The 19,673-nt window shown below is 42.2% G+C and carries 18 protein-coding genes and 1 pseudogene; 10 read left to right on the forward strand and 9 right to left on the reverse strand.

All coding sequences use genetic code 11. The annotated features are described in order from the left end of the window. Window positions 1-4 precede the first annotated feature (4 nt). The 3 genes from N7974_RS13015 to N7974_RS13025 are packed head-to-tail and all read left to right on the forward strand — an operon-like array spanning window position 5 to window position 3,269. On the forward strand, window positions 5-496 hold the full coding sequence (locus tag N7974_RS13015; RefSeq protein ID WP_262966037.1) for a DUF4381 domain-containing protein: 492 nt from the start codon (window positions 5-7) through the stop codon (window positions 494-496). Beyond that, window positions 493-1,473 (forward strand): vWA domain-containing protein, encoded by a 981-nt coding sequence (locus tag N7974_RS13020; RefSeq protein ID WP_262966038.1) that lies wholly within the window; start codon window positions 493-495, stop codon window positions 1,471-1,473. Before N7974_RS13015 ends, N7974_RS13020 begins: the two co-directional genes overlap by 4 nt. Next, window positions 1,407-3,269, forward strand: a complete 1,863-nt coding sequence (locus N7974_RS13025) for a VWA domain-containing protein (protein WP_317451606.1) — start codon at window positions 1,407-1,409, stop codon at window positions 3,267-3,269. The genes N7974_RS13020 and N7974_RS13025 overlap by 67 nt, the downstream gene beginning before the upstream one ends. Before the next feature lie 229 nt (window positions 3,270-3,498). Here the strand turns inward: N7974_RS13025 and N7974_RS13030 are convergent, their stop codons facing one another. Further along, window positions 3,499-3,900 (reverse strand): hypothetical protein, encoded by a 402-nt coding sequence (locus N7974_RS13030; RefSeq protein ID WP_262966039.1) that lies wholly within the window; start codon window positions 3,898-3,900, stop codon window positions 3,499-3,501. Between the two features lie 210 nt (window positions 3,901-4,110). On the opposite strand from N7974_RS13030, the gene purM reads away from it, so the two are divergent. The 7 genes from purM (at window position 4,111) to miaA (ending at window position 12,563) form a co-directional block, all read left to right on the forward strand. Next, window positions 4,111-5,166, forward strand: a complete 1,056-nt coding sequence (purM, locus tag N7974_RS13035) for a phosphoribosylformylglycinamidine cyclo-ligase (RefSeq protein WP_262966040.1) — start codon at window positions 4,111-4,113, stop codon at window positions 5,164-5,166. Between the two features lie 192 nt (window positions 5,167-5,358). Then, a complete protein-coding gene (locus N7974_RS13040; RefSeq protein WP_262966041.1) occupies window positions 5,359-6,819 on the forward strand; it encodes an NAD(P)H-hydrate dehydratase in 1,461 nt (486 codons plus the stop codon). Further along, window positions 6,819-7,235 (forward strand): tRNA (adenosine(37)-N6)-threonylcarbamoyltransferase complex ATPase subunit type 1 TsaE, encoded by a 417-nt coding sequence (gene tsaE, locus N7974_RS13045; protein ID WP_262966042.1) that lies wholly within the window; start codon window positions 6,819-6,821, stop codon window positions 7,233-7,235. The genes N7974_RS13040 and tsaE overlap by 1 nt, the downstream gene beginning before the upstream one ends. 86 nt (window positions 7,236-7,321) lie before the next feature. Then, window positions 7,322-8,554 (forward strand): N-acetylmuramoyl-L-alanine amidase, encoded by a 1,233-nt coding sequence (locus N7974_RS13050; protein ID WP_262966043.1) that lies wholly within the window; start codon window positions 7,322-7,324, stop codon window positions 8,552-8,554. Between the two features lie 609 nt (window positions 8,555-9,163). Next, complete coding sequence (locus tag N7974_RS13055) at window positions 9,164-9,550, forward strand: DUF6398 domain-containing protein (RefSeq protein ID WP_262966044.1); 387 nt, start codon at window positions 9,164-9,166, stop codon at window positions 9,548-9,550. Between the two features lie 179 nt (window positions 9,551-9,729). Further along, a complete protein-coding gene (mutL, locus tag N7974_RS13060) occupies window positions 9,730-11,580 on the forward strand; it encodes a DNA mismatch repair endonuclease MutL (protein WP_262966045.1) in 1,851 nt (616 codons plus the stop codon). A 32-nt stretch (window positions 11,581-11,612) separates the two neighbouring features. Next, the gene (gene miaA, locus N7974_RS13065; RefSeq protein ID WP_262966046.1) at window positions 11,613-12,563 is read left to right on the forward strand and encodes a tRNA (adenosine(37)-N6)-dimethylallyltransferase MiaA; all 951 of its coding nucleotides are present in this window, start codon (window positions 11,613-11,615) and stop codon (window positions 12,561-12,563) included. Window positions 12,564-12,956: 393 nt separating this feature from the next. On the opposite strand, the gene sucD is transcribed toward miaA, so the two are convergent. From sucD to N7974_RS13105, 8 genes and pseudogenes are all read right to left on the reverse strand, one after another. After that, complete coding sequence (gene sucD / locus N7974_RS13070) at window positions 12,957-13,823, reverse strand: succinate--CoA ligase subunit alpha (RefSeq protein ID WP_262966047.1); 867 nt, start codon at window positions 13,821-13,823, stop codon at window positions 12,957-12,959. Continuing rightward, a pseudogene (gene sucC, locus N7974_RS13075) lies at window positions 13,820-14,989 on the reverse strand (ADP-forming succinate--CoA ligase subunit beta); the annotation flags it as partial. The pseudogene sucC and the gene sucD, both read right to left, overlap by 4 nt. 449 nt (window positions 14,990-15,438) lie before the next feature. Further along, the gene (locus N7974_RS13080) at window positions 15,439-15,861 is read right to left on the reverse strand and encodes a hypothetical protein (RefSeq protein WP_262966049.1); all 423 of its coding nucleotides are present in this window, start codon (window positions 15,859-15,861) and stop codon (window positions 15,439-15,441) included. A gap of 503 nt (window positions 15,862-16,364) precedes the next feature. Beyond that, a complete protein-coding gene (locus N7974_RS13085) occupies window positions 16,365-16,910 on the reverse strand; it encodes a Slp family lipoprotein (protein WP_262966050.1) in 546 nt (181 codons plus the stop codon). A 311-nt stretch (window positions 16,911-17,221) separates the two neighbouring features. Further along, window positions 17,222-18,349: a succinyl-diaminopimelate desuccinylase gene (dapE, locus tag N7974_RS13090; protein WP_262966051.1), complete on the reverse strand. Its 1,128-nt coding sequence runs from the start codon at window positions 18,347-18,349 to the stop codon at window positions 17,222-17,224. Between the two features lie 2 nt (window positions 18,350-18,351). Further along, window positions 18,352-18,741: an ArsC family reductase gene (locus N7974_RS13095; RefSeq protein WP_262966052.1), complete on the reverse strand. Its 390-nt coding sequence runs from the start codon at window positions 18,739-18,741 to the stop codon at window positions 18,352-18,354. Window positions 18,742-18,751: 10 nt separating this feature from the next. After that, window positions 18,752-18,994 (reverse strand): hypothetical protein, encoded by a 243-nt coding sequence (locus N7974_RS13100; RefSeq protein ID WP_243220230.1) that lies wholly within the window; start codon window positions 18,992-18,994, stop codon window positions 18,752-18,754. A gap of 141 nt (window positions 18,995-19,135) precedes the next feature. Then, window positions 19,136-19,612 carry a YehS family protein gene (locus N7974_RS13105; RefSeq protein ID WP_243220229.1) on the reverse strand — a complete coding sequence of 159 codons (477 nt, stop codon included), beginning with the start codon at window positions 19,610-19,612 and terminating at the stop codon, window positions 19,136-19,138. Between the last annotated feature and the right edge of the window lie 61 nt (window positions 19,613-19,673).

Raw genomic sequence — 19,673 nt, forward strand, 5'->3', positions numbered from 1 at the left:
ACAAATGCCAACCAATCAGCTCCCCCTTAAAGATATACATCTTCCTGAAGCAATAGGCTGGTGGCCTCCGGCAATTGGCTGGTGGCTGCTGGCAGTTTTGATGCCTCTATTTATCGTGTTTTTATATTGGCTTTACAAACGCCTGACACGTAAAACAGCGATTAAAACGGCTAAAAAACAACTGGCTTCCATCAAGCAATATTCTGTTCTGGATAACGACAAGAAACTGCGTGAACTGTCCATGCTGCTTCGCCGTGTTGCCATCAGCGTTACATCGAGAACCGAGGTGGCGAGTTTAACCGGGCGTCAATGGTTGGTATTTCTTGATAAATCGGTAACAGGGGCGCCTTTTAGCGACGGCTGTGGTCAGTTGTTAACCACTGCACCTTATCGAAATACCCCGCCTACCGAACCGGAAATTTCTCAATTAATCAGTCTGTGCGAAGACTGGCTTAATGCTCAAACCTTACCAGCCAAAAGCAAACAAAAATCATGATTCATTTTGAATGGCCCTGGCTCTTAACGGCCTTACCTTTGCCTTTATTAATTCGCTGGCTGTTTCCGGCTAATACTCCTATGGAACAGGCGGCATTAAAAGTCCCGTTTATGGATGATTTTTCTGAAGGTCAAACACGGGCTGTTTCCCAAACCCGACAATGGCCATTATTATTGGCGGCAATCGCCTGGTTTTTATTGGTGATAGCGTGTGCTCGTCCACAATGGTTGGGAGAGCCGATTGAACAAGCAGTCAGTGGTCGGGATTTAATGTTGGCAGTGGATTTATCTGCCAGTATGCAAGAACAGGATTTTATTATTAACAAGGAACCTGTGGATCGACTGACGGCAACCAAAGAGGTCGCTGTTGATTTTATTAACAGGCGGATTGGAGACAGATTAGGGTTAATTCTGTTTGGTACCCAAGCTTATCTGCAAACGCCATTAACATTTGACAGAAAAACCGTACTGACTTTGTTAAATGAATCCGTTATTGGTCTTGCTGGCGACAATACTGCTATAGGTGATGCGATTGGTTTGGCGGTTAAGCGTCTTAAAAACCAGCCTGCCAATAGCCGGGTCTTGATCTTGATGACTGATGGTGCCAACACCGCCGGCGAAGTCTCGCCTTTAAAAGCTGCTGAACTGGCTGCTGCAAGCCAATTAAAAATATATACCATTGGTATCGGTGCCGATGAAATGATGGTCCGCAGTTTTTTTGGTAACCGCAAAGTTAATCCCTCGCGTGATCTGGATGAAAATACCTTGGTCAAGATTGCCGAGAGTACTGGTGGTCGTTATTTTCGAGCCAGAAATACTGATGAACTAAATAATATCTATATGTTACTAGACAAGCTTGAACCCGTTGAAAAAGATAAGCAATACTTTAGGCCGCGTAGTGAACTGTATTATTGGCCATTATCAATGGCACTGGCGCTGGCCGCTTTTATCTGTTTATCCCGCGTGAGGTTGTCATGAGTCTGGCTGAATTTCACTTTATCAGGCCTTACTGGTTGTTGGCTATTATCCCTTTTGTGGTAATACTTGTTTTAATGTTGAGAAACAAACTCAATCAAGGCAACTGGTCAGCGGTGTGCGATGCGGAATTATTGCCGTATTTATTACAGGAAAAAGCCGTCAACCAAAGCCATCGATCATTAACAACAGGTGCTATTGCCGCCTTATTAGTCATTACCGCATTGGCTGGACCAACCTGGCAACGCTTGCCGTCACCGGTATTTCGAAATGAATCGGCGCTGGTGATTGCGCTGGATTTATCGCGCTCCATGGATGCAGAAGATATTAAACCCAGTCGATTGATTCGGGCACGTTACAAAATTGCCGATATTCTAAAGCAGCGCAAAGATGGCCAGACGGCCTTGCTGGTTTATGCCGGTGATGCTTTTACTGTTACACCGTTAACCAATGATACGCAAACTATAGATAGCCAGTTATCGGCACTCACTACCGATATTATGCCCAGTGAAGGTAGTAATACCCGGATTGTACTGGAAAAAGCGGTTGAGTTATTCAAACAGGCCGGCCTGCAAAAAGGTCAGATATTGTTGGTAACCGACGGTATTAATAGTGATGAAGTTGCGGATGCAGTAACAGCACTTGATAACTACAGGTTGTCAATATTGGGCGTAGGAACCACTGAGGGCGCACCAATAGCGTTGCCTGAGGGCGGTTTTTTGAAAAATGAACAAGGTACTATTGTGATTCCCAAATTAAATGCTGGTGATTTGGCAAAGTTGGCTCAGGCAGGCAAGGGCATTTATCAAACCATAACTGCAAATGATGCCGATATCAAAGCCTTTTTGACAAATATAGACGAGCCAATACAGCAGGAAGGCAAAGAGAACAAAAATTTATTGCTGGATCAGTGGGAAGATAAAGGACCTTGGCTGTTGTTACTGGTTTTACCGCTGGCTGCTTTGAGCTTTAGAAAAGGCCTGTTATGTATTGGCTTGTTACTGCTATTACCGTTGCCTAAAAACAGTTATGCCTTTGAATGGCAGGATCTATGGCAGAATAAAGATCAACAGGCGCAACAGGCTTATAAAAATAACCAATTTGAGGAAGCGGCAAAACTGTTTGAAAATCCTGACTGGAAAGCGGCAGCACATTACAAAGCCGGTGAGTACGATAAGGCGTTGGACAGTCTGAAAGTCAACCAGACTGCTTTGAGTGCCTACAATCAAGGTAATGCGCTTGCGCAATCAGGTCAGTTGGAAGAAGCCATAAAGGCCTATGAAAAAGCTTTAAAACGTAACCCTGATGACGCCGATGCCAAATACAATAAAGAGTTGGTAGAAAAAGCCCTGGAAAAACAAAAGCAAGAACAGCCGCCGCAGGATAAAAAAGATAAGCAGGACGATAAGGACAAACAGTCGAAAGAGAATTCTGAGCAAAAAAAGGCGGATGATCAATCAGAAAAATCTGAAGAGCAGAAACAAGCCGAGCAAAAGCCTGAACAGACTGAAGACAAAAAATCTCAGCAGCAACAAGCGGATGAACAAAAATCTGACGAAAAGCCAGAGCAACAAAATAAACCGGAAGAAAAAAAACCGGATACCGGGCAGGCTCAGCAAGCCGAGCAGAAAAAAGACGAGGGCAAGGACAAAGAACCACCCAAACAAGTACCCGTAAGCCCACAGCCTTCGGATGAAGAACAACAAGCTAATGAACAATGGCTGAAAAGAATCCCCGATGACCCGGCCGGTTTGTTAAAGCGTAAATTCAAATATCAGTACGGGCAACGGGAGCGTTAATCTGATGAAAAAGAACAGGCGCATTAAATCTTGGGGATATGAAATGGTGAGTAAGATTTGTGATGATGAAAAGCCGAAGAGTGGTATCTGTCATTAAAAGCTAATGTGGGCTTGACTAAATCAGAGGCCCACACGATTTGCTGGTCAGAATAACTACATCACCATGCCATGCGGCGATTAAGCGGAAATATTTTAAAATTAAAGCCAACTACAAGGTAGTACTGCGTTGTTACTTGGCTATCTTGATCAGCCAGCCATCCTTGTCTTCGCAACCCAAAGCAGCCTTGGCACTGACATCAATCCTTACATAACTGCCATTCAGAGAGGCAGGTAATTTTGCCTTTATTTTGTGAAAGCTGGTATTGCTTTCCAGTGTAAAAGCCAAGGGTTGTTTTTTTGCCATCAGCTTAATGGTGCTGGGGTTTGTCCAAGGTGATATTTTTATAATAAACTCTGACTCAGGTGCGACTTCAATATTATCAGGCGCTTTGTATTCAGTAAGATTAAAATCAGTGAAGCGTGGTTTTTTACATTCCTTGTCCAATTCTTCAGGACTGTAAGCATTTGCTGCACCATTAAATAAAATAACAGCAATAAATAGTGTGGATTTAAATGGATTGGTTAATTTCATATTGACTCCTCAATCAAGACGTGGTGTTTTTAAAGATTAGCTGACAAATACGGAAAGCTACTTTAATTATTTTTTTAATAAAATTTAACAATTTCGGTAACAACTTACAACTAATCGTTAATCGCTGGCAAGCTTTCTTCCATATCATTCACAAAAAACGACGATGTCTTGTACAATATCCACAGTTTAAATTTTTAAGAGACAATCACATTGAGCGCACAAAACCAAGAAAGCTTGAATTATAAAAGTGCTGGCGTTGATATTGCGGCAGGCAATGAATTAGTTGAGCGCATCAAGCCCATCGCTGCCAGAACACGCACAGCAGGCGTTATGTCAGGATTGGGCGGATTCGGCTCAATGTTTGAATTGCCATTGGATCGTTATAAGAACCCGATTCTGGTTTCCGGAACTGATGGCGTAGGTACCAAGCTAAAGCTGGCTATAGATTTAGGCATCCATAACACGGTAGGTATTGATTTGGTTGCCATGTGCGTCAATGACATTATTGTGCAAGGTGCTGAACCGTTATTTTTTCTGGATTATTTTGCTACGGGAAAATTGGACGTTGATACGGCAGCATCAGTAATAGAAGGTATAGGTAAAGGCTGTGAGTTGGCCGGCGCGGCGCTGGTTGGCGGTGAAACTGCTGAAATGCCTGGTATGTATGCCGATGGAGAGTATGATCTGGCTGGTTTCTGCGTTGGTATTGTGGAAAAAAGCAAAGTTTTGGACGGCAGTAAAGTAAGTGTCGGTGACAAGCTGATCGGTATTGCCTCATCCGGTCCACATTCCAATGGTTACTCATTAATCAGAAAAATAATTGCTCACAGTAATTCGGCACTCACTGATGTATTTAATGATAAAACATTAGGTGAAGCTTTACTGGAACCGACCCGGATTTACGTCAAATCGTTATTATCATTATTGGACAAAGTACCGGTACATGCTTTTGCCCATATCACTGGTGGTGGTTTAACCGAAAATTTACCTCGTGTACTGCCTGAAGGACTTAATGCCAGCATTGATTTATCTTCCTGGATGTTTCCTGATATTTTCTTGTGGCTACAGAAGCAGGGCAACGTATCTCAGCCAAATATGCTGACAACCTTCAATTGCGGTATTGGCATGATAGTGTGTGTTGCTGCAGAAGATGAAAAAATGACTATTGAGGTTTTGGAAGCTTTGGGCGAAACGGTTTTTGTTATTGGCGAACTTGTTGAGTCTGAAGGCAAACCCGAAGTTAGCTATACGCATCTTAAAGTGTAATTGTTCGCTTATAGTCTTTCAGAAATTAAATTTCCATTCATATCGTTGTAAGTTTATACAGATAATATCCCTTGAAGCGATGTTATCTGTTGGCATCGAAATTATTTATCCGGAAATCTATATTACAAAATTTTATACTTACTGATTCAGTCATTCTTATTTTCCCACTTGCATTAAACCCGAAAAATTATTATGCAAAAACTACCCATCACGCTCTATCGTACCGCTCAGGTTAGAGAGCTTGACCGAATTGCCATACAAGATCGAGGTATTTCCGGTTTTGAATTAATGAGTAGGGCGGGTTATGAGGTTTTTCAATGCTTCAGGAATAAATGGCCCAACACAAGATCTGTAGCCGTTTTTTGTGGTACAGGGAATAACGCTGGCGATGGTTATATTGTTGCCAAACTGGCGTTGGAAGCGGGCTTGAAAGTGAGTGTTTATGCTCTTGCAAACCCTGAAAACAGTAAAGGCGATGCCTTGACAGCTTACCAGAATTATAGCGAAGCAAAGGGAGTCATTATTCCCTTTCAGGGTGATGAGCTGATTGATGAAGACGTGATTGTTGATGCCTTGTTGGGAACCGGACTGGATCGGCCGGTAACGGGGCTTTATGCCGTGGCTGTTCAGGTCATCAATCAAGCGCCTGCCCATGTTGTTGCAGTGGACAGTCCGTCTGGTTTGAACGCTGATACCGGTAATGTCCTGGGGTGTGCTGTAAAAGCGAATTGTACCGTTACTTTTATTGCGTTAAAACAAGGTTTATTTACCGGGCAAGCGGCTGACTATTGCGGTGAAATTTCTTATGCTTCATTGGCCGTGCCGATATCTGTCCTTCAAGAGGTTGCCGCGTCTGCGGTTCGTGTTGTTAAAATGCCGTTACCGCGTCGCGATCGTTGTTCACATAAAGGTCATTATGGGCATGTGCTGGTAGTCGGTGGTGATTTGGGTTATTCCGGTGCTGCGAGACTGGCTGGTGAAGCGGCTTTAAGAGTGGGTGCCGGATTGGTTAGTATAGCAACACGGATAGAGCATGCCGGGTTAATGAATTTAGGTCGGCCTGAATTAATGTGTCATGGCGTAGAGAATGCAAAGCAGCTTGTCGGTTTATTGGAAAAGGCCAGTGTTATTGTAATAGGCCCAGGTTTGGGGCAAAGTGATTGGGCAAAAGAGCTGTTTACGGCAACGATAAAAGCGCAAAAATTATTGATCATTGATGCTGACGGTTTAAATTTATTGGCTCGTTTGCCAGTAAAAAATTCTGACTGGATTTTAACCCCTCATCCTGGTGAAGCTGCCCGTTTATTAAGTTGTTCTACGGCGGAAATTCAACAAGACCGGTTTGCCTCTGTTTCAGCTATTCAGGCCAAATATGACGGTATTGCGATTCTTAAAGGTGCCGGTACACTAATTGCCTCTGAAAATGATTGTGCAGTTTCTACGACAGGAAATCCGGGTATGGCTTCAGGAGGTATGGGCGATGTACTTGCCGGTGTGATCGCCGGTTTGCTTGCGCAAGGCCTGTCCTTGAAAAATGCAGCACAACAAGGCGTTTATCATCATGGACTGGCCGCTGATTTAGCCGCAGAAAAGGACGGTGAAAGAGGTTTGTTAGCCAGTGATTTAATGCCTTATCTCAGAAGGATTGTGTAATGCAGCGCTATTTGGATAGCACGGAAGCAACCGAGCAATTGGGTGCCGAATTGTTTAAGTCGGTGCCGTCAAAATGTCTGATTTTTTTACAGGGCGACTTGGGTGCAGGAAAAACAACATTAGCCAGAGGTTTTCTTCGGGCGGCTGGCTATAATGGTACAGTTAAAAGCCCAACTTACACGTTAGTCGAAGAGTACGTGGTCGATGGCCGTAAAATATTTCATTTTGATTTATACCGGGTCGTTGATCCTGAAGAACTTGAATGGATAGGTATAAGAGATTATTTTGATCAGGATAGTGTCTGTTTTATTGAATGGCCAGATAACGGCAAAGGTTTTTTGCCACAACCGGATATAATTATTACTTTAAAACCACAAGGGCTTGCCCGGTCGGTAAATTTAGAGTATGTTTCTTAAAACTTTAAAAAATTGCAAAGGATTTATAAAAACAACGACATATTGGTGTAATTTAAAGCAAATTATTGTCGTTCGGGGATGTTGATATGATAAATTACTGGAAAATCTTGTTCTTCGTTGGATTACAGTTATTGTCTGTGTCGATTTACGCACAACAAATCAACGTAAATTCATTACGATATACCACTAGTTCAAAACAAAATAGCATGGTGTTTGATGTGACAGCATCAACAGAGCATCGGTTTTTTGTTATGAATAATCCGTCGCGATTGGTCATTGACATTAAAAATGCCCGGTTAAAGCATTCATTAAATCAACCTTCTATAGCGCATCCATTATTTACCCGAGTCCGCTCAGGAATAAAAGATGGCACTGATTTAAGAATTGTTGTTGATTTGAAAATGCCGATTAGCACAAAAAAATTCTCATTAAGCGCCAATAACAGCAATGAAAATATTTTAGTTATTGATTTACTTAATAAAGATCCTATTGTTGCCACAATAACCGAAGATGAAGTAACCAAGTCGGTTGATAGCCAATCTTTTCAACCAAAAACAGTGGCGACTAAATCAATTGCCGGTAAATTGATCACAGCGGCAAGCGCCAATGACATAGTCATTGCGATTGATCCGGGGCATGGTGGTAATGATTCAGGTGCTCATGGGCCGAGTGGAACTGAAGAGAAAAAAGTCACCTTTGCAATGGCTAAAAAACTGGAAGCATTGATTAATAAGCAGTCTGGTATGAAAGCCGTGATGATTCGCAAAGGTGACTATTATGTTGGTCTTAGAGACCGGATGAAAATTGCCCGAGCCGCTAAAGCGGATTTATTTATCTCAATACATGCCGATGCTTTTCAGGATGCTGGTGTTAAGGGGGCTTCCGTCTATACCTTATCCACTACCGGAGCCTCAAGTGAAGCGGCGCGTTGGCTGGCAGATACCGCAAATGCTGCTGATTTAGTGGGCGTTAGTCTTAGCGACAAGGAAGATATCTTGGCATCAGTTTTATTGGACTTATCGCAAACCGCAACTCAGGAAGCTAGCGCCAATGTTGCCAAACACGTATTAAAACACTTCGATAATATTGCCCAATTGCATAAAGATTCTGTGCAAAAAGCGGGCTTTTTGGTATTAAAATCACCCGATATTCCCTCCATTCTGGTAGAAACTGCTTTCATCTCCAATGAATCAGAAGAGCAAAATTTACTCAGTAACCAATATCAATCGAAAGTAGCCAATGCTATTTTCAAAGGTGTGCTTAGCTATTTTAGACAATCTGCTCCTGTTGATGACAGAGTTGCGGCTTTGGATATGTGATTTTGACAACGGCACCAACAAAACTTATCCACATTATCCTGTGGATAAGCCTGTTATAAACCTCTCTGCCGCAACTGTAAGTATTTGCTTTCAAATAGATATTAGTTAAATAGTCCAATAATTGGTCAGATTTTTACTGCCAAAAATCTTTTAACATTGATGTTAAGCCTCTTACCAAAGAAGCCAAAGTCGTCGCAGCTCAAGCGAATATTTTTGTTTTTCTAAATATCCAACAACAAGAATTTATTGATTTTATCTTGAGCAAATATATAGAAACCGGCGTAGAAGAGCTGGATCAGGAAAAATTACATATCTTGTTAACCAATAAATAGCATTCGTTAGAGGATGCCAAAGAGATTTTGGGTAGCGTTGCCAATATCCGTTCGTTGTTTATAGAATTTCAGAAGCATTTATACCAGCAGATGGCGGCATAAAATCAATAATACTATTCAAATAAATCAATTTGGGAAACAAGAATGTCACAGATAAAAAAATCGGAAAATGTTCCAAAAGCAATGCAGGAAAAATATCAGGCTATTGTCGAAATAATCGATAAATTTTGCATGGAAAATCATCAATGATGAGTATGTACAACTTATACGCTATACAGTGGCAGCTTTATGCAGAAAGCATCCTTCTCCTGTAGAAACAGGCAAAGTGAGTACATGGGGCTGTGGTGCAACCCATGCAATTGGTATGGTCAATTTTTTATTTGATAAAAGTCAAACACCTTATATAAGTGCCAAAGAGCTATATAAAGGCTTTGGTGTAGGGGAAAGTACCGGGAATGCAAAATCAAAAGCTATTCGTACCCTATTGGGAATGTCTTTGATGGACCCAGACTGGTCATTGCCCAGCAAATTGCAAAGCAATCCAATGGCCTGGCTGTTAACGGTTAATGGGATGATAGTAGATATTCGGGAAATGCCGAGAGAGGTACAAGAGATTGCTTTTCAAAAAGGTTTAATCCCTTACATACCGGATGATAGAGAATAAATAGTAATAGGCAGAATTGTTTGAGTCACAATACAGTTTTTTCAAAACTTTTTTCTATCGACTTTCAGAAATTAAATTTCCGGTTGATATTGCTGTAAGTACATACAGATAACATCCCTTTAAGGGGTGGTATCTGTTAGCATAGAAATTATTTATCCGAGAATTTATTGTAACGACTTATGCGTATTCATTCACTCCCCATTCAACTGGTTAATCAAATTGCTGCCGGTGAAGTGGTCGAAAGACCTTCTTCTGTGGTTAAAGAGCTGGTTGAAAATTGTTTTGATGCCGGAGCGACGCAGATCACCATTGATATAGAGCAGGGCGGTGCCCGGCTGATAAAAATCAGGGACGATGGTTCAGGTATAGTTAAAGAGGACTTGTCGCTTGCCTTATCGCGACATGCGACCAGTAAGATTGCCAGCTTACAGGATCTGGAACAGGTAGCCAGTATGGGTTTTCGTGGTGAAGCCTTACCCAGTATCAGTTCTGTCGCCAGACTTACCTTAATTTCTCGTACCGCTGATGCACAGTGCGCTTGGAGTGTAATGGCAGACGGCTCTGAACAGAACTTTGATCCTCAGCCCGACCCACATCCTCAAGGTACTACGGTTGATGTGCGTGATTTATTTTACAATACACCGGCCAGACGCAAGTTTTTAAAAACCGAAAAAACCGAATTTGCCCATATTGAAACGTTAATAAAAAGAATGGCACTGAGCCGCTTTGATATTGGCTTTACGTTATCGCATAATCAAAAAGAAGTGCTTAATTTAAAACCGGCAGTAACGGATAGCGCACAAGAACAAAGGATTGCCGGTATTTGCGGGCCGGCTTTTATTGAGAGTTCGGTAAAAATTGACTTTGCCGCATCAGGCTTGCAATTAAGCGGCTGGGTCGGATTGCCGACCTTTTCCCGCAGTCAGCAGGATATGCAGTTTTTTTATGTCAACGGTCGGTTAATCAGGGATAAGCTGGTTTCCCATGCTGTTAAGCAAGCCTATCAGGATGTCTTGTTTCATGGGCGACACTCGGTTTTTGTCTTGTATTTGGTACTTGACCCGACTCTGGTTGATGTTAATGCGCATCCGGCAAAATTGGAAGTCAGATTTAGAGAAGGTCGTTTGGTGCATGACTTCTTGTTTACAGCGCTACACCGGTCACTGGCCAATGTCAGGCCGGAACACAGTGTCGAGGTAGTTGAGGTTGATCAGATTAGCGATAGCGTAACGAGGCAATATGAGCCCGATTTTAAACCGGCGCCGCAGCCAAGTTTAAATTTTGATCGTAAACCTGTTTATAATCCAAGGCCGCCTCTGCAAACATCACTGCCTACGGTCGCGGAAACAATAAGCGCTTATGCGTCATTATATCCGGACGATCAGTTCGTACAAAAACAGCAACCATCACCAGCTCTAGCTCCAGTAATATCTTCAACACAGGATACTCATCCGTTAGGCTATGCTATCGCGCATTTGCATAATATTTATATTCTGGCCGAAACGTCTAAAGGCATCATTCTTGTTGATGCTCATGCCGCTCATGAACGAGTGACCTACGAGCGTTTGAAACAACAATATCAATCAGGGTCGATACCTTGTCAACCCTTGTTGCTGCCGATTAAGATAAACGTCAGTTCGGCAGAAGCTGATCTGGCAGAGCAGGAACATGAGTTTTTTAGTACGCTAGGGTTTGAGCTTAACCGGTCCGGCCCTGAAACGATTATTCTACGCTCTACACCGGCGTTATTGGGCAACATTGATAAAGAAACCTTGATACGTGATGTACTGGCTGATATATCCGAGCATGGTATGAGTCAGCGTATACAGGAACAATCCAACCAGCTATTGGCAACTATTGCTTGTCATGGCTCTGTCCGTGCCCGTCGTCGTTTGAGCATAGACGAGATGAACGCATTGCTGCGGGATATGGAGCAAACCGAAAGAATAGGGCAGTGTAATCATGGCCGACCGACCTGGATAGAGTTATCAACTAACGATCTTGATAAATTTTTTATGCGTGGTCAATAAGCGATGTCAGTAATGCTAAACAGGACTTGGGTATGATAAAAAAACCGCCATTGCCGCCAGCTATTTTCTTAATGGGGCCAACGGCTTCAGGGAAGACAGCTCTTTCTGTTCAATTGGCACAGGAATTGGATGGAGAAATTATCAGTGTAGACTCTGCATTGGTATTTAAAGGCATGGATATAGGTACAGCCAAGCCGACACTGGAAGAAAGAAGCGGTATTCCTCATTACCTGATAGATATTTTAGATCCATCAGAATCGTTCTCTACCGGCCAGTTTAGAACACAGGCGCTTGCTTTAATGGCCGCTATAACCGGGCGAGGAAAAATACCGATTTTAGTGGGTGGCACCATGCTTTATTTCAATGCGCTATTAAAAGGACTTGCCGTATTGCCTGAAGCCAATCCGGCGATAAGGGCTAAATTGGATGACGATTTAGAACGCTTGGGCAAAGAGGCATTACATCAACGACTGGCTGATATTGATCCACTGGCGGCGGCGAGAATTCATCCAAATGACCCACAACGTATTCAACGCGCTTTGGAAGTTTACGAAATTAGTGGCAAACCCTTATCCTCTTTTTTTGAGACAGCTCAGGGCGAAGACTTTCCATATCAAAAAATAAAACTGGTTATAGCGCCACCGGACCGGAAAGTTCTGCATGAAATCATTGCTCAACGTTTCCGAAATATGCTGGAAAAAGGCTTTATTAGTGAAGTAGAAGCGCTCTACGAGCGTGGTGATTTAACCGAAAAAATGCCGGCTATTCGTGCCGTAGGCTATCGACAAGTCTGGGCCTATCTGCAAGGTGAGGATGATCTTGAAAGCATGACAGAAAAAGGTATTATCGCGACCCGACAATTGGCTAAACGCCAATTTACCTGGTTACGTAGAGAAACGGATGCAATCAGTTTTCAGACCGGGCAAGCGGATTTATTGCAAGCAGTCTTGGCGACTGTAATGAGTAGTAGGGAAGGATTTTAGTATAATTATCGCTATGACTTTTATTATTCAGGTACTCGGGGCGGCAAACGAGCATTACGAGGAACTACTACGCAACACCACTGAATAAATGAAAAAGACCGATGATTTGGCTGGATACAAGAAATTTGTGGTAATTATAAAAAGTAACAAAATTGGCTATGGATCAAGAATCGTTAGAACGCGGGTTGAATCAGAAAGTCATGATCGGATTAAAGATACGAAGTTTATTTCTTCGTGTTGATACTCTTTAAAATTATTGTATGGATTTTAAGAAATTAAATTTCCAATACACGTTGCTGTAAGCTCATACAGATAACATCCCTTGAAGGGATGTTATCTGATAGTATCGAAATTATTTATTTGAGAATCTATAGATTTAGCGGTTATGATTTTTTACAAGCAGCCTTTCATGGCTACGCCAAGATCAGTCGGTGATAAACAAACTTCAATCCCGGCCGCTTTTAATGCAGCAATTTTTCCTGTCGCAGTGCCTTTTCCGCCAGTTACAATGGCACCTGCATGGCCCATGCGTTTTCCGGCAGGGGCGGTTTGTCCCGCGATATAGGCAACAACGGGTTTAGTCACGTAAGATCTAATGTATTCAGCGGCATCTTCTTCTTCGCTGCCACCTATTTCACCAACCATGATGATACCTTTGGTTTGGTCATCCGCCTGAAAACGACTGAGTACATCGACAAAGTTCATACCATGAATTGGATCACCGCCGATACCTACACAGGTACTTTGTCCAAGACCTTGCTGAGTCGTTTGATGAACTGATTCATAGGTTAAGGTACCTGAGCGTGACACTATACCGATAGACCCGGGTAAGTGAATTTTACCCGGCATAATGCCAATTTTGCATTCGCCAGGGGTGATGACTCCCGGACAGTTGGGGCCAATTAATAAGGCTCCCGTATTGGCCATTGCCGCTTTGACCCGCAACATTTGTAAAATGGGAATGCCTTCGGTAATGCAGACGATTAGTTTGATACCGGCATCTACTGCCTCCAGAATGGCATCAGCTGCATAAAAAGGCGGTACATAAATTACGCTGGCGGTGGCGCCGGTGCTGTTAACGGCATCTTGCACGGTATTAAAAACCGGTAATCCCAAGTGGATATCGCCACCACGGTCAGGAGTAACGCCTCCGACTAATTGAGTGCCGTAGTCCAGGGTTTGCTGGGAATGAAAAGTGCCTTGTTTACCGGTAAAGCCTTGGCAAATAACCTTAGTGTCTTTATTAATTAAAATGCTCATACCGTCTCCGCCAAAGCAACTACTTGTTCTGCCGCGTGTGCCAAATCATCTGCAGCGTAAATGTTGTGGCCTGTGTCACTCAATAAAGCCCTGCCTTCTTCGACATTAGTGCCTTCCAGACGCACTACCACGGGTACGGTAACGTCAATTTGTTCTATAGCGGCCAAGATACCCGCTGCGATAACATCACACTGCACGATGCCACCAAAAATATTGACCAGTACCGCTTTTACACTGGTATCAGACAAAATCAGCTTGAATGCTTCACAGACTTTTTCAACATTGGTACCGCCGCCAACATCAAGAAAATTTGCAGGCTGACCACCTTTTAATTTAACCAGATCCATAGTAGCCATTGCTAATCCTGCACCATTAACCATACAGCCTATATTACCTTTCAGGGTAATATAATTTAGCCCAAATTGCTGGGCATGGTTTTCTTTCTCATCTTCCTGGGTAGGATCTTTCATCGCTAAAATATCAGGATGAATGGCTACCGCGTTATCATCAAAATTAATTTTAGCATCCAATGCCAATAAATCGCCGCTCTCGGTTTCTATTAACGGGTTAATTTCAATTTGACTGGCATCTTTGGCTAAAAACAAGTCATACATGCCTTGCATTATTTTTTCCAACGCTTTGATTTGCGATCCTTTAAGATCCAACATGTAGGCAATTTTCCGACATTGATAGACTTTTAAGCCTGCGGCAGGATGAACGTGTACCGAAGTAATTTGTTCAGGCGATTCATGGGCAATCGTTTCTATATCCATGCCACCCGCCGCCGAGGCGATAAAACTGATACGTTCACTGGCTCTGTCAATCAGCATACTCAGATATAATTCCCGTTTAATCGGGTACATTTTCTCTATTAACAGAGAATTAACCGGTAATCCTGCGCTATCGGTCTGAATGGTAACCAGTCGTTTGCCCAACATATCCCTGCTAAACTCGCTGACTTCAGCCAAATTTTTAGCCAGTTTCACGCCGCCGACTTTACCTCTGCCTCCTGCATGTACCTGAGCCTTAACAACCCAGCCATCGCCTCCTAACTCGCGGGCAACCTGTTCGGCATTATCTGGCGTTGTCGCCTGCTTTCCATCGGGTACAGGTATTCCATAAATCTGAAACAACTGTTTGGCCTGATACTCATGAATATTCATTTGTTGCTCCTGATTGACCGGTAAAGTCCGGCAAGTTTTTTCTTAAGTTTTTATAGCGATGCCATAATTTTTCCAGGCAACTTCAGGCAGTGAAGCCAGAATATTTGCTATTCTAACCAAGTCTCTGTAAAACGCTATTTTTAAAACCAAGATGGCAGTGAATACTACCGGGGTTATCTTTCCTTGTTATCTTTTCAGCGGCTATGACATGGCTATCTGACAAGTCTGGTGATGACTGGCTATTTTTATATTGCCGTCAGATATTTTGGTAGCCCAGAAATATTTGGATTCTCAAGAACACGAGTCGGCTTATGGATTCGTTGGAATGATTATCTGGAAAAGATTGAAAGATAAATCGTCATTCTTGTATCAGAAGAAAAAAGCCTCAAGCAAATAACGGGGGCTTTTTTTTGATCATATTGTCATAGCCTGAAAAAGCTTAATTGGAACAATTAAGGCTTATAGTTATCAATGGCTTCAAGTTTAACCAAGGCGCTTTTTATTAATGCTTCAATGACAGGATCTAGTTCGTTATTTTTATAAACTTTTTCAAGTAATCCTTCGGTAACCAAGGCATCTTTTATCCAGCGCTTGGTAAAACGATAGTTATTATAGGTAGTAGCTACTTCTCCGGTTTTTGGATCGCGTAAGCCTTTTTTAACTATATTTTGAGTCGTTGCTTTAGGTGTGGTTTTTTTAAGAGTTGCCGGTTTAATTTTTGTCGGTTTGATTTTTGCGACAATAGTCTCAGGTACAGGTTGTTCTACAGCTACTTTTGGTGCTTCGGGTTTAGGTACTGCTTTTTTTTCATTCACCGTTTTATAAACAACATAAGCAACAAAAATCGTAGTTAATATAAACAACACTTCAGACATAACAGCTCTCCAACTCTTAAATTTATTTTTTTATTGTTACTGGCCGAAGAGACGCATACGGCCAGTTTAGCTAATTAAATCGCCAGCAATGGGAATATACCAGAAGCCAACAATCTAGTTAAGTTCTAAATTCTTAATAGTAAGGTATTTTGAATTAAAATACCGTAATCGTTTAATAAACGATGTCTTTTTGATGAATTAGTCTGCATGCTTATTTACTGCCCCAAAAAAGCAGTATTTATATCTTTTTATCGATAACTAAAACTAATAAGCTGAAAATACTATCTATAGACTTTCAGAAATTAAATTTCCAACTTATGTCGCTGTAAGCCCATACAGATACCATCCCTTGAAGGGATGGTATCTGTCAACATTGAAATTATTTATCTGAAAATCTATATAGTAGCAACTTTAGCCGCTATAGATAGTGGTGACTAAAACATCCTAAATGTAATAGCCATCTTTAGCTTATAGCCATCAAATAGCAGGATGAATCCTGATGGTCAATAGGGATAATAGTATCCACCCCAATAACGGGGGTAATAGCCATAGTATCCATAATAAGGGTAACCATAGCCAAAACCACCATAACCGCCGTAACCATAATAATTAACGGGTATATAAGCTGGCCACAGATGGATAGTGGTAGCTGAAATAACGGGCAGTCGGAGTATTTTTTTTCCAACAGAATGTTCGATATCGCCTTTAAGTGTTCCGGCAACAGTAACCTCTGTGTCTTTTGTATAAACAGCAGGATCCAGAAACTCGGCGCTTTTAAAAATAAAGCGTCCTTTGTTGGGTTGATCCAGCCGTGGTCGGCCATAGCTGTTAAGGGGGTAATATAATACTTGAACAAGGCTGAAGCTTTGTTCATTTTCCACATCAATAATAATGCCGCCCCATCTTACAGGCGCTTCTTTATACTGGGAAATTTTCTGGGTTGCCTGACTATAGGAAAGGTCAAATAAAGGCGGGTCCTCAATTGCCGGTGGGAGATTTGAGCAAGCGCTCAATAACAATAGATAGATGGATAATAAATAACGTTTCATAATACCTCCTCATAGAAATAACTATTTGTTTATAGGTACTGATCTTTGGCTTTTATCATCGTATGTTTCCCGATTCAGAACAACTATGAGGTAGCCGAAATCATCGATTTTTGTGACTCTCCAGAGTACGTCTGATTCTTGCTATAGGATATCAGTGTAGTGTCACAAAAAAATATTTTATTTATCACGAAGGACACGAATAAATATACCCCGGCACCTTCGTGATGATAATGGCTTTAGTTTTTTAGCAAGCAAATAGTCTGTATTGATAGAATGAAATACGCAACTTCGTTGGTGATTTATAAAGTCGACTACACCAGTAAATTTACCAGTATTTGCTCATAGATATTGGTTAAAATTGCCAAGTCTCCTATGGTCACATTTTCGTTGATTTTATGAATGCTTTCATTCAATGGCCCCAATTCAACTACTTGTGCGCCGGTTGGTGCAATAAAGCGTCCATCCGAGGTGCCACCGCCGGTATCATCCAGCGTATCAAAGCCGGTTACCGATTTAATGGCGGCATGGGTAGCATCGATTAATTGGCCTTTTTCAGTTAAGAAAGGATTGCCGGACAAGCGCCATATTATCTCGTATTTAAAGCCGTATTTATCAAGAATGGCGCAGGTGCGTTGCTTAATGGTTTCTTCGTTTAATTCGGTGCAAAAACGCAGGTTAAACTGTACTTCTGCAAAGCCCGGGATAATGTTTTCCGCGCCGGTTCCGGCATTGATATTTGAAACTTGCAGGCTGGTCGGTGGAAAAAAAACATTACCGTGATCCCAGATTTCTTCGGTTAGTTCTTTTAATGCCGGGGCAAAGGTATGAATCGGATTGTCTGCCATTTCAGGATAGGCGACATGCCCCTGAACACCAATAACGGTTAATTTGGCGCACAAAGAGCCGCGTCGACCGACACGAATGACATCCCCCATCTTTTTATCGCTGGAAGGTTCACCGACCAGGCACCAGTCAATTTTTTCATGACGTTGTTCCAGTATTTCCACCACTTTAACCACGCCATTGGTAGCGATACCTTCTTCATCACTGGTCAACATAACGGCAATAGAGCCTTTATGGTCGGGATGTTTGGTGATAAAACGCTCAACGGCCGTAATAAAGCAGGCAATGCCGCCTTTCATATCAGCGGTGCCACGGCCATAGAGCTTGTCATCACGAACAGTCGGCACAAACGGTGGTGATAACCATGCATCTAAAGGCCCCGGCGGTACAACATCGGTATGGCCAAGAAAGGTAAACAACGGCTTTACATCGCCACGTCTAAGCCAGATATTTTTAGTATCATTAAAATCCAGACGTTCTTCTTTAAAATTTAGTCGGGTTAAGCGTTCCGCAATAACATCCTGGCAACCGGCATCTTCAGGCGTGACTGATTCCCTGCTAACAAGGTCTTTAAGAAGTTCCAGGGTTTCACTCATAGTCATTCGGTTTGGTTATGGTCGGGTTTTACTTTACCGGCTTCCGGCAGGTGTGCAGCATAGCCTCCATCCTTGGTAGTAAAGCCAATAATCAGTTTATCGCCGGTATCTAAAACCGGACGTTTAATAAGGGTTGGGGTGTTTACCATCAATGCGATTGCTTTTTCTGCTGTTAAATCGCTTTGTTGCTCCGCACTGAGTTGCCGCCAACTGGTACTGCTGCGATTAAGTAAGGTGTTCCAGTCTACGCGCGTGGCAAAGTTATTGAGCTGTACCGAGGTTAGCCCATCAGTCCGAAAATCATGGAACTGATAGGCTATGCCGTTTTGATCCAGCCACTGCCGCGCTTTTTTGACGGTGTCGCAGTTTTTTATGCCGTAAAGCGTGTACATGGCTTTGTGCTTATAATTGGCTGTTTAATAACTCATCAATGCTGGGTAATTCTTTGTCAGTTTTACAACGATTTTTATACAGGTCGACAAATTCCATAAAGGCTTGTTCGAGATCGGCCAGAATTTCTTCTTCGTTTTCGCGGTCATCTTCAAGAATATCATCGGATTCCAGATATTCTCGTTGTAGGTCTACTTCACTGTTAAGGGCCAGTGTGGCGTAAATCATGGCATTACTTGAGATTTTTTCAGTCATGGTATAAGTGTGGTTAAGGTTAAGAAAAAATTAAAAGTGGTTAATCAGCTTGGTTGGCAAGGCCTTTTTTATCTACTTTACCTAAGAGGCTGTCCGGATAGCATTTTATAGTCTACAGGCTCTTTGCTGTTTAACGGCAGTTTATTCGCTTGGATTTCTAAAATGAATAGTCAGGCCTTGTAAAAAATTTCTCAGTATTTGGTCGCCGCATTCCCGGTAATTTTTATGGCCTTTTTGTCTGGAAAAAGCACTGAGTTCACCTTTGGATATTTCAAAATCAGCCAGTTTCCAGGTGTTAAGCATATCGTCTTCTTTAAAGTTTAAGGCGATTCTTAGTTTTTTGAGAATACTATTATTGGTTACCGGCACCGACGGCTTTTTCACTTGCCCGGGTTGCTCATCCAATTTCCCTCTTTTATAAATAATTAAACCTTTTAAAAAAGCATCCATCAGTTGATTATCAAGTTCGACATAATCTTCCTGATTATCTTTTTTAAGTACGTTGAGTAAATCATCCCGACTTATCTCGGTATCGCCCAAGGCAAAAATATCAATCATGGCTTGGTCGTTTAGGTCCAAAGCGTAGCGAACCCGGCGTAATACATCATTATTAATCATAAACTTATTTTTTATTGGGTAGTGTTTTTAGGTATGTTATCCGGCTGCGATTAAGGCATTT

The sequence above is a fragment of the Methylobacter psychrophilus genome (genome assembly GCF_025583945.1).
Classification (GTDB): Bacteria; Pseudomonadota; Gammaproteobacteria; order Methylococcales; family Methylomonadaceae; genus Methylobacter_C; species Methylobacter_C psychrophilus.

Excerpts from the sequence above, each read along its gene's own strand:
- N7974_RS13015 (WP_262966037.1), top strand. The coding sequence starts at position 5 with ATGCCAACCAATCAGCTCCCCCTTAAAGATATACATCTTCCTGAAGCA.
- N7974_RS13020 (WP_262966038.1), top strand. The coding sequence starts at position 493 with ATGATTCATTTTGAATGGCCCTGGCTCTTAACGGCCTTACCTTTGCCT.
- N7974_RS13030 (WP_262966039.1), bottom strand. The coding sequence starts at position 3,900 with ATGAAATTAACCAATCCATTTAAATCCACACTATTTATTGCTGTTATT.
- N7974_RS13040 (WP_262966041.1), top strand. The coding sequence starts at position 5,359 with ATGCAAAAACTACCCATCACGCTCTATCGTACCGCTCAGGTTAGAGAG.
- tsaE (WP_262966042.1), top strand. The coding sequence starts at position 6,819 with ATGCAGCGCTATTTGGATAGCACGGAAGCAACCGAGCAATTGGGTGCC.
- N7974_RS13050 (WP_262966043.1), top strand. The coding sequence starts at position 7,322 with ATGATAAATTACTGGAAAATCTTGTTCTTCGTTGGATTACAGTTATTG.
- mutL (WP_262966045.1), top strand. The coding sequence starts at position 9,730 with ATGCGTATTCATTCACTCCCCATTCAACTGGTTAATCAAATTGCTGCC.
- miaA (WP_262966046.1), top strand. The coding sequence starts at position 11,613 with ATGATAAAAAAACCGCCATTGCCGCCAGCTATTTTCTTAATGGGGCCA.
- sucD (WP_262966047.1), bottom strand. The coding sequence starts at position 13,823 with ATGAGCATTTTAATTAATAAAGACACTAAGGTTATTTGCCAAGGCTTT.
- N7974_RS13080 (WP_262966049.1), bottom strand. The coding sequence starts at position 15,861 with ATGTCTGAAGTGTTGTTTATATTAACTACGATTTTTGTTGCTTATGTT.
- N7974_RS13085 (WP_262966050.1), bottom strand. The coding sequence starts at position 16,910 with ATGAAACGTTATTTATTATCCATCTATCTATTGTTATTGAGCGCTTGC.
- dapE (WP_262966051.1), bottom strand. The coding sequence starts at position 18,349 with ATGAGTGAAACCCTGGAACTTCTTAAAGACCTTGTTAGCAGGGAATCA.
- N7974_RS13095 (WP_262966052.1), bottom strand. The coding sequence starts at position 18,741 with ATGTACACGCTTTACGGCATAAAAAACTGCGACACCGTCAAAAAAGCG.
- N7974_RS13100 (WP_243220230.1), bottom strand. The coding sequence starts at position 18,994 with ATGACTGAAAAAATCTCAAGTAATGCCATGATTTACGCCACACTGGCC.
- N7974_RS13105 (WP_243220229.1), bottom strand. The coding sequence starts at position 19,612 with ATGATTAATAATGATGTATTACGCCGGGTTCGCTACGCTTTGGACCTA.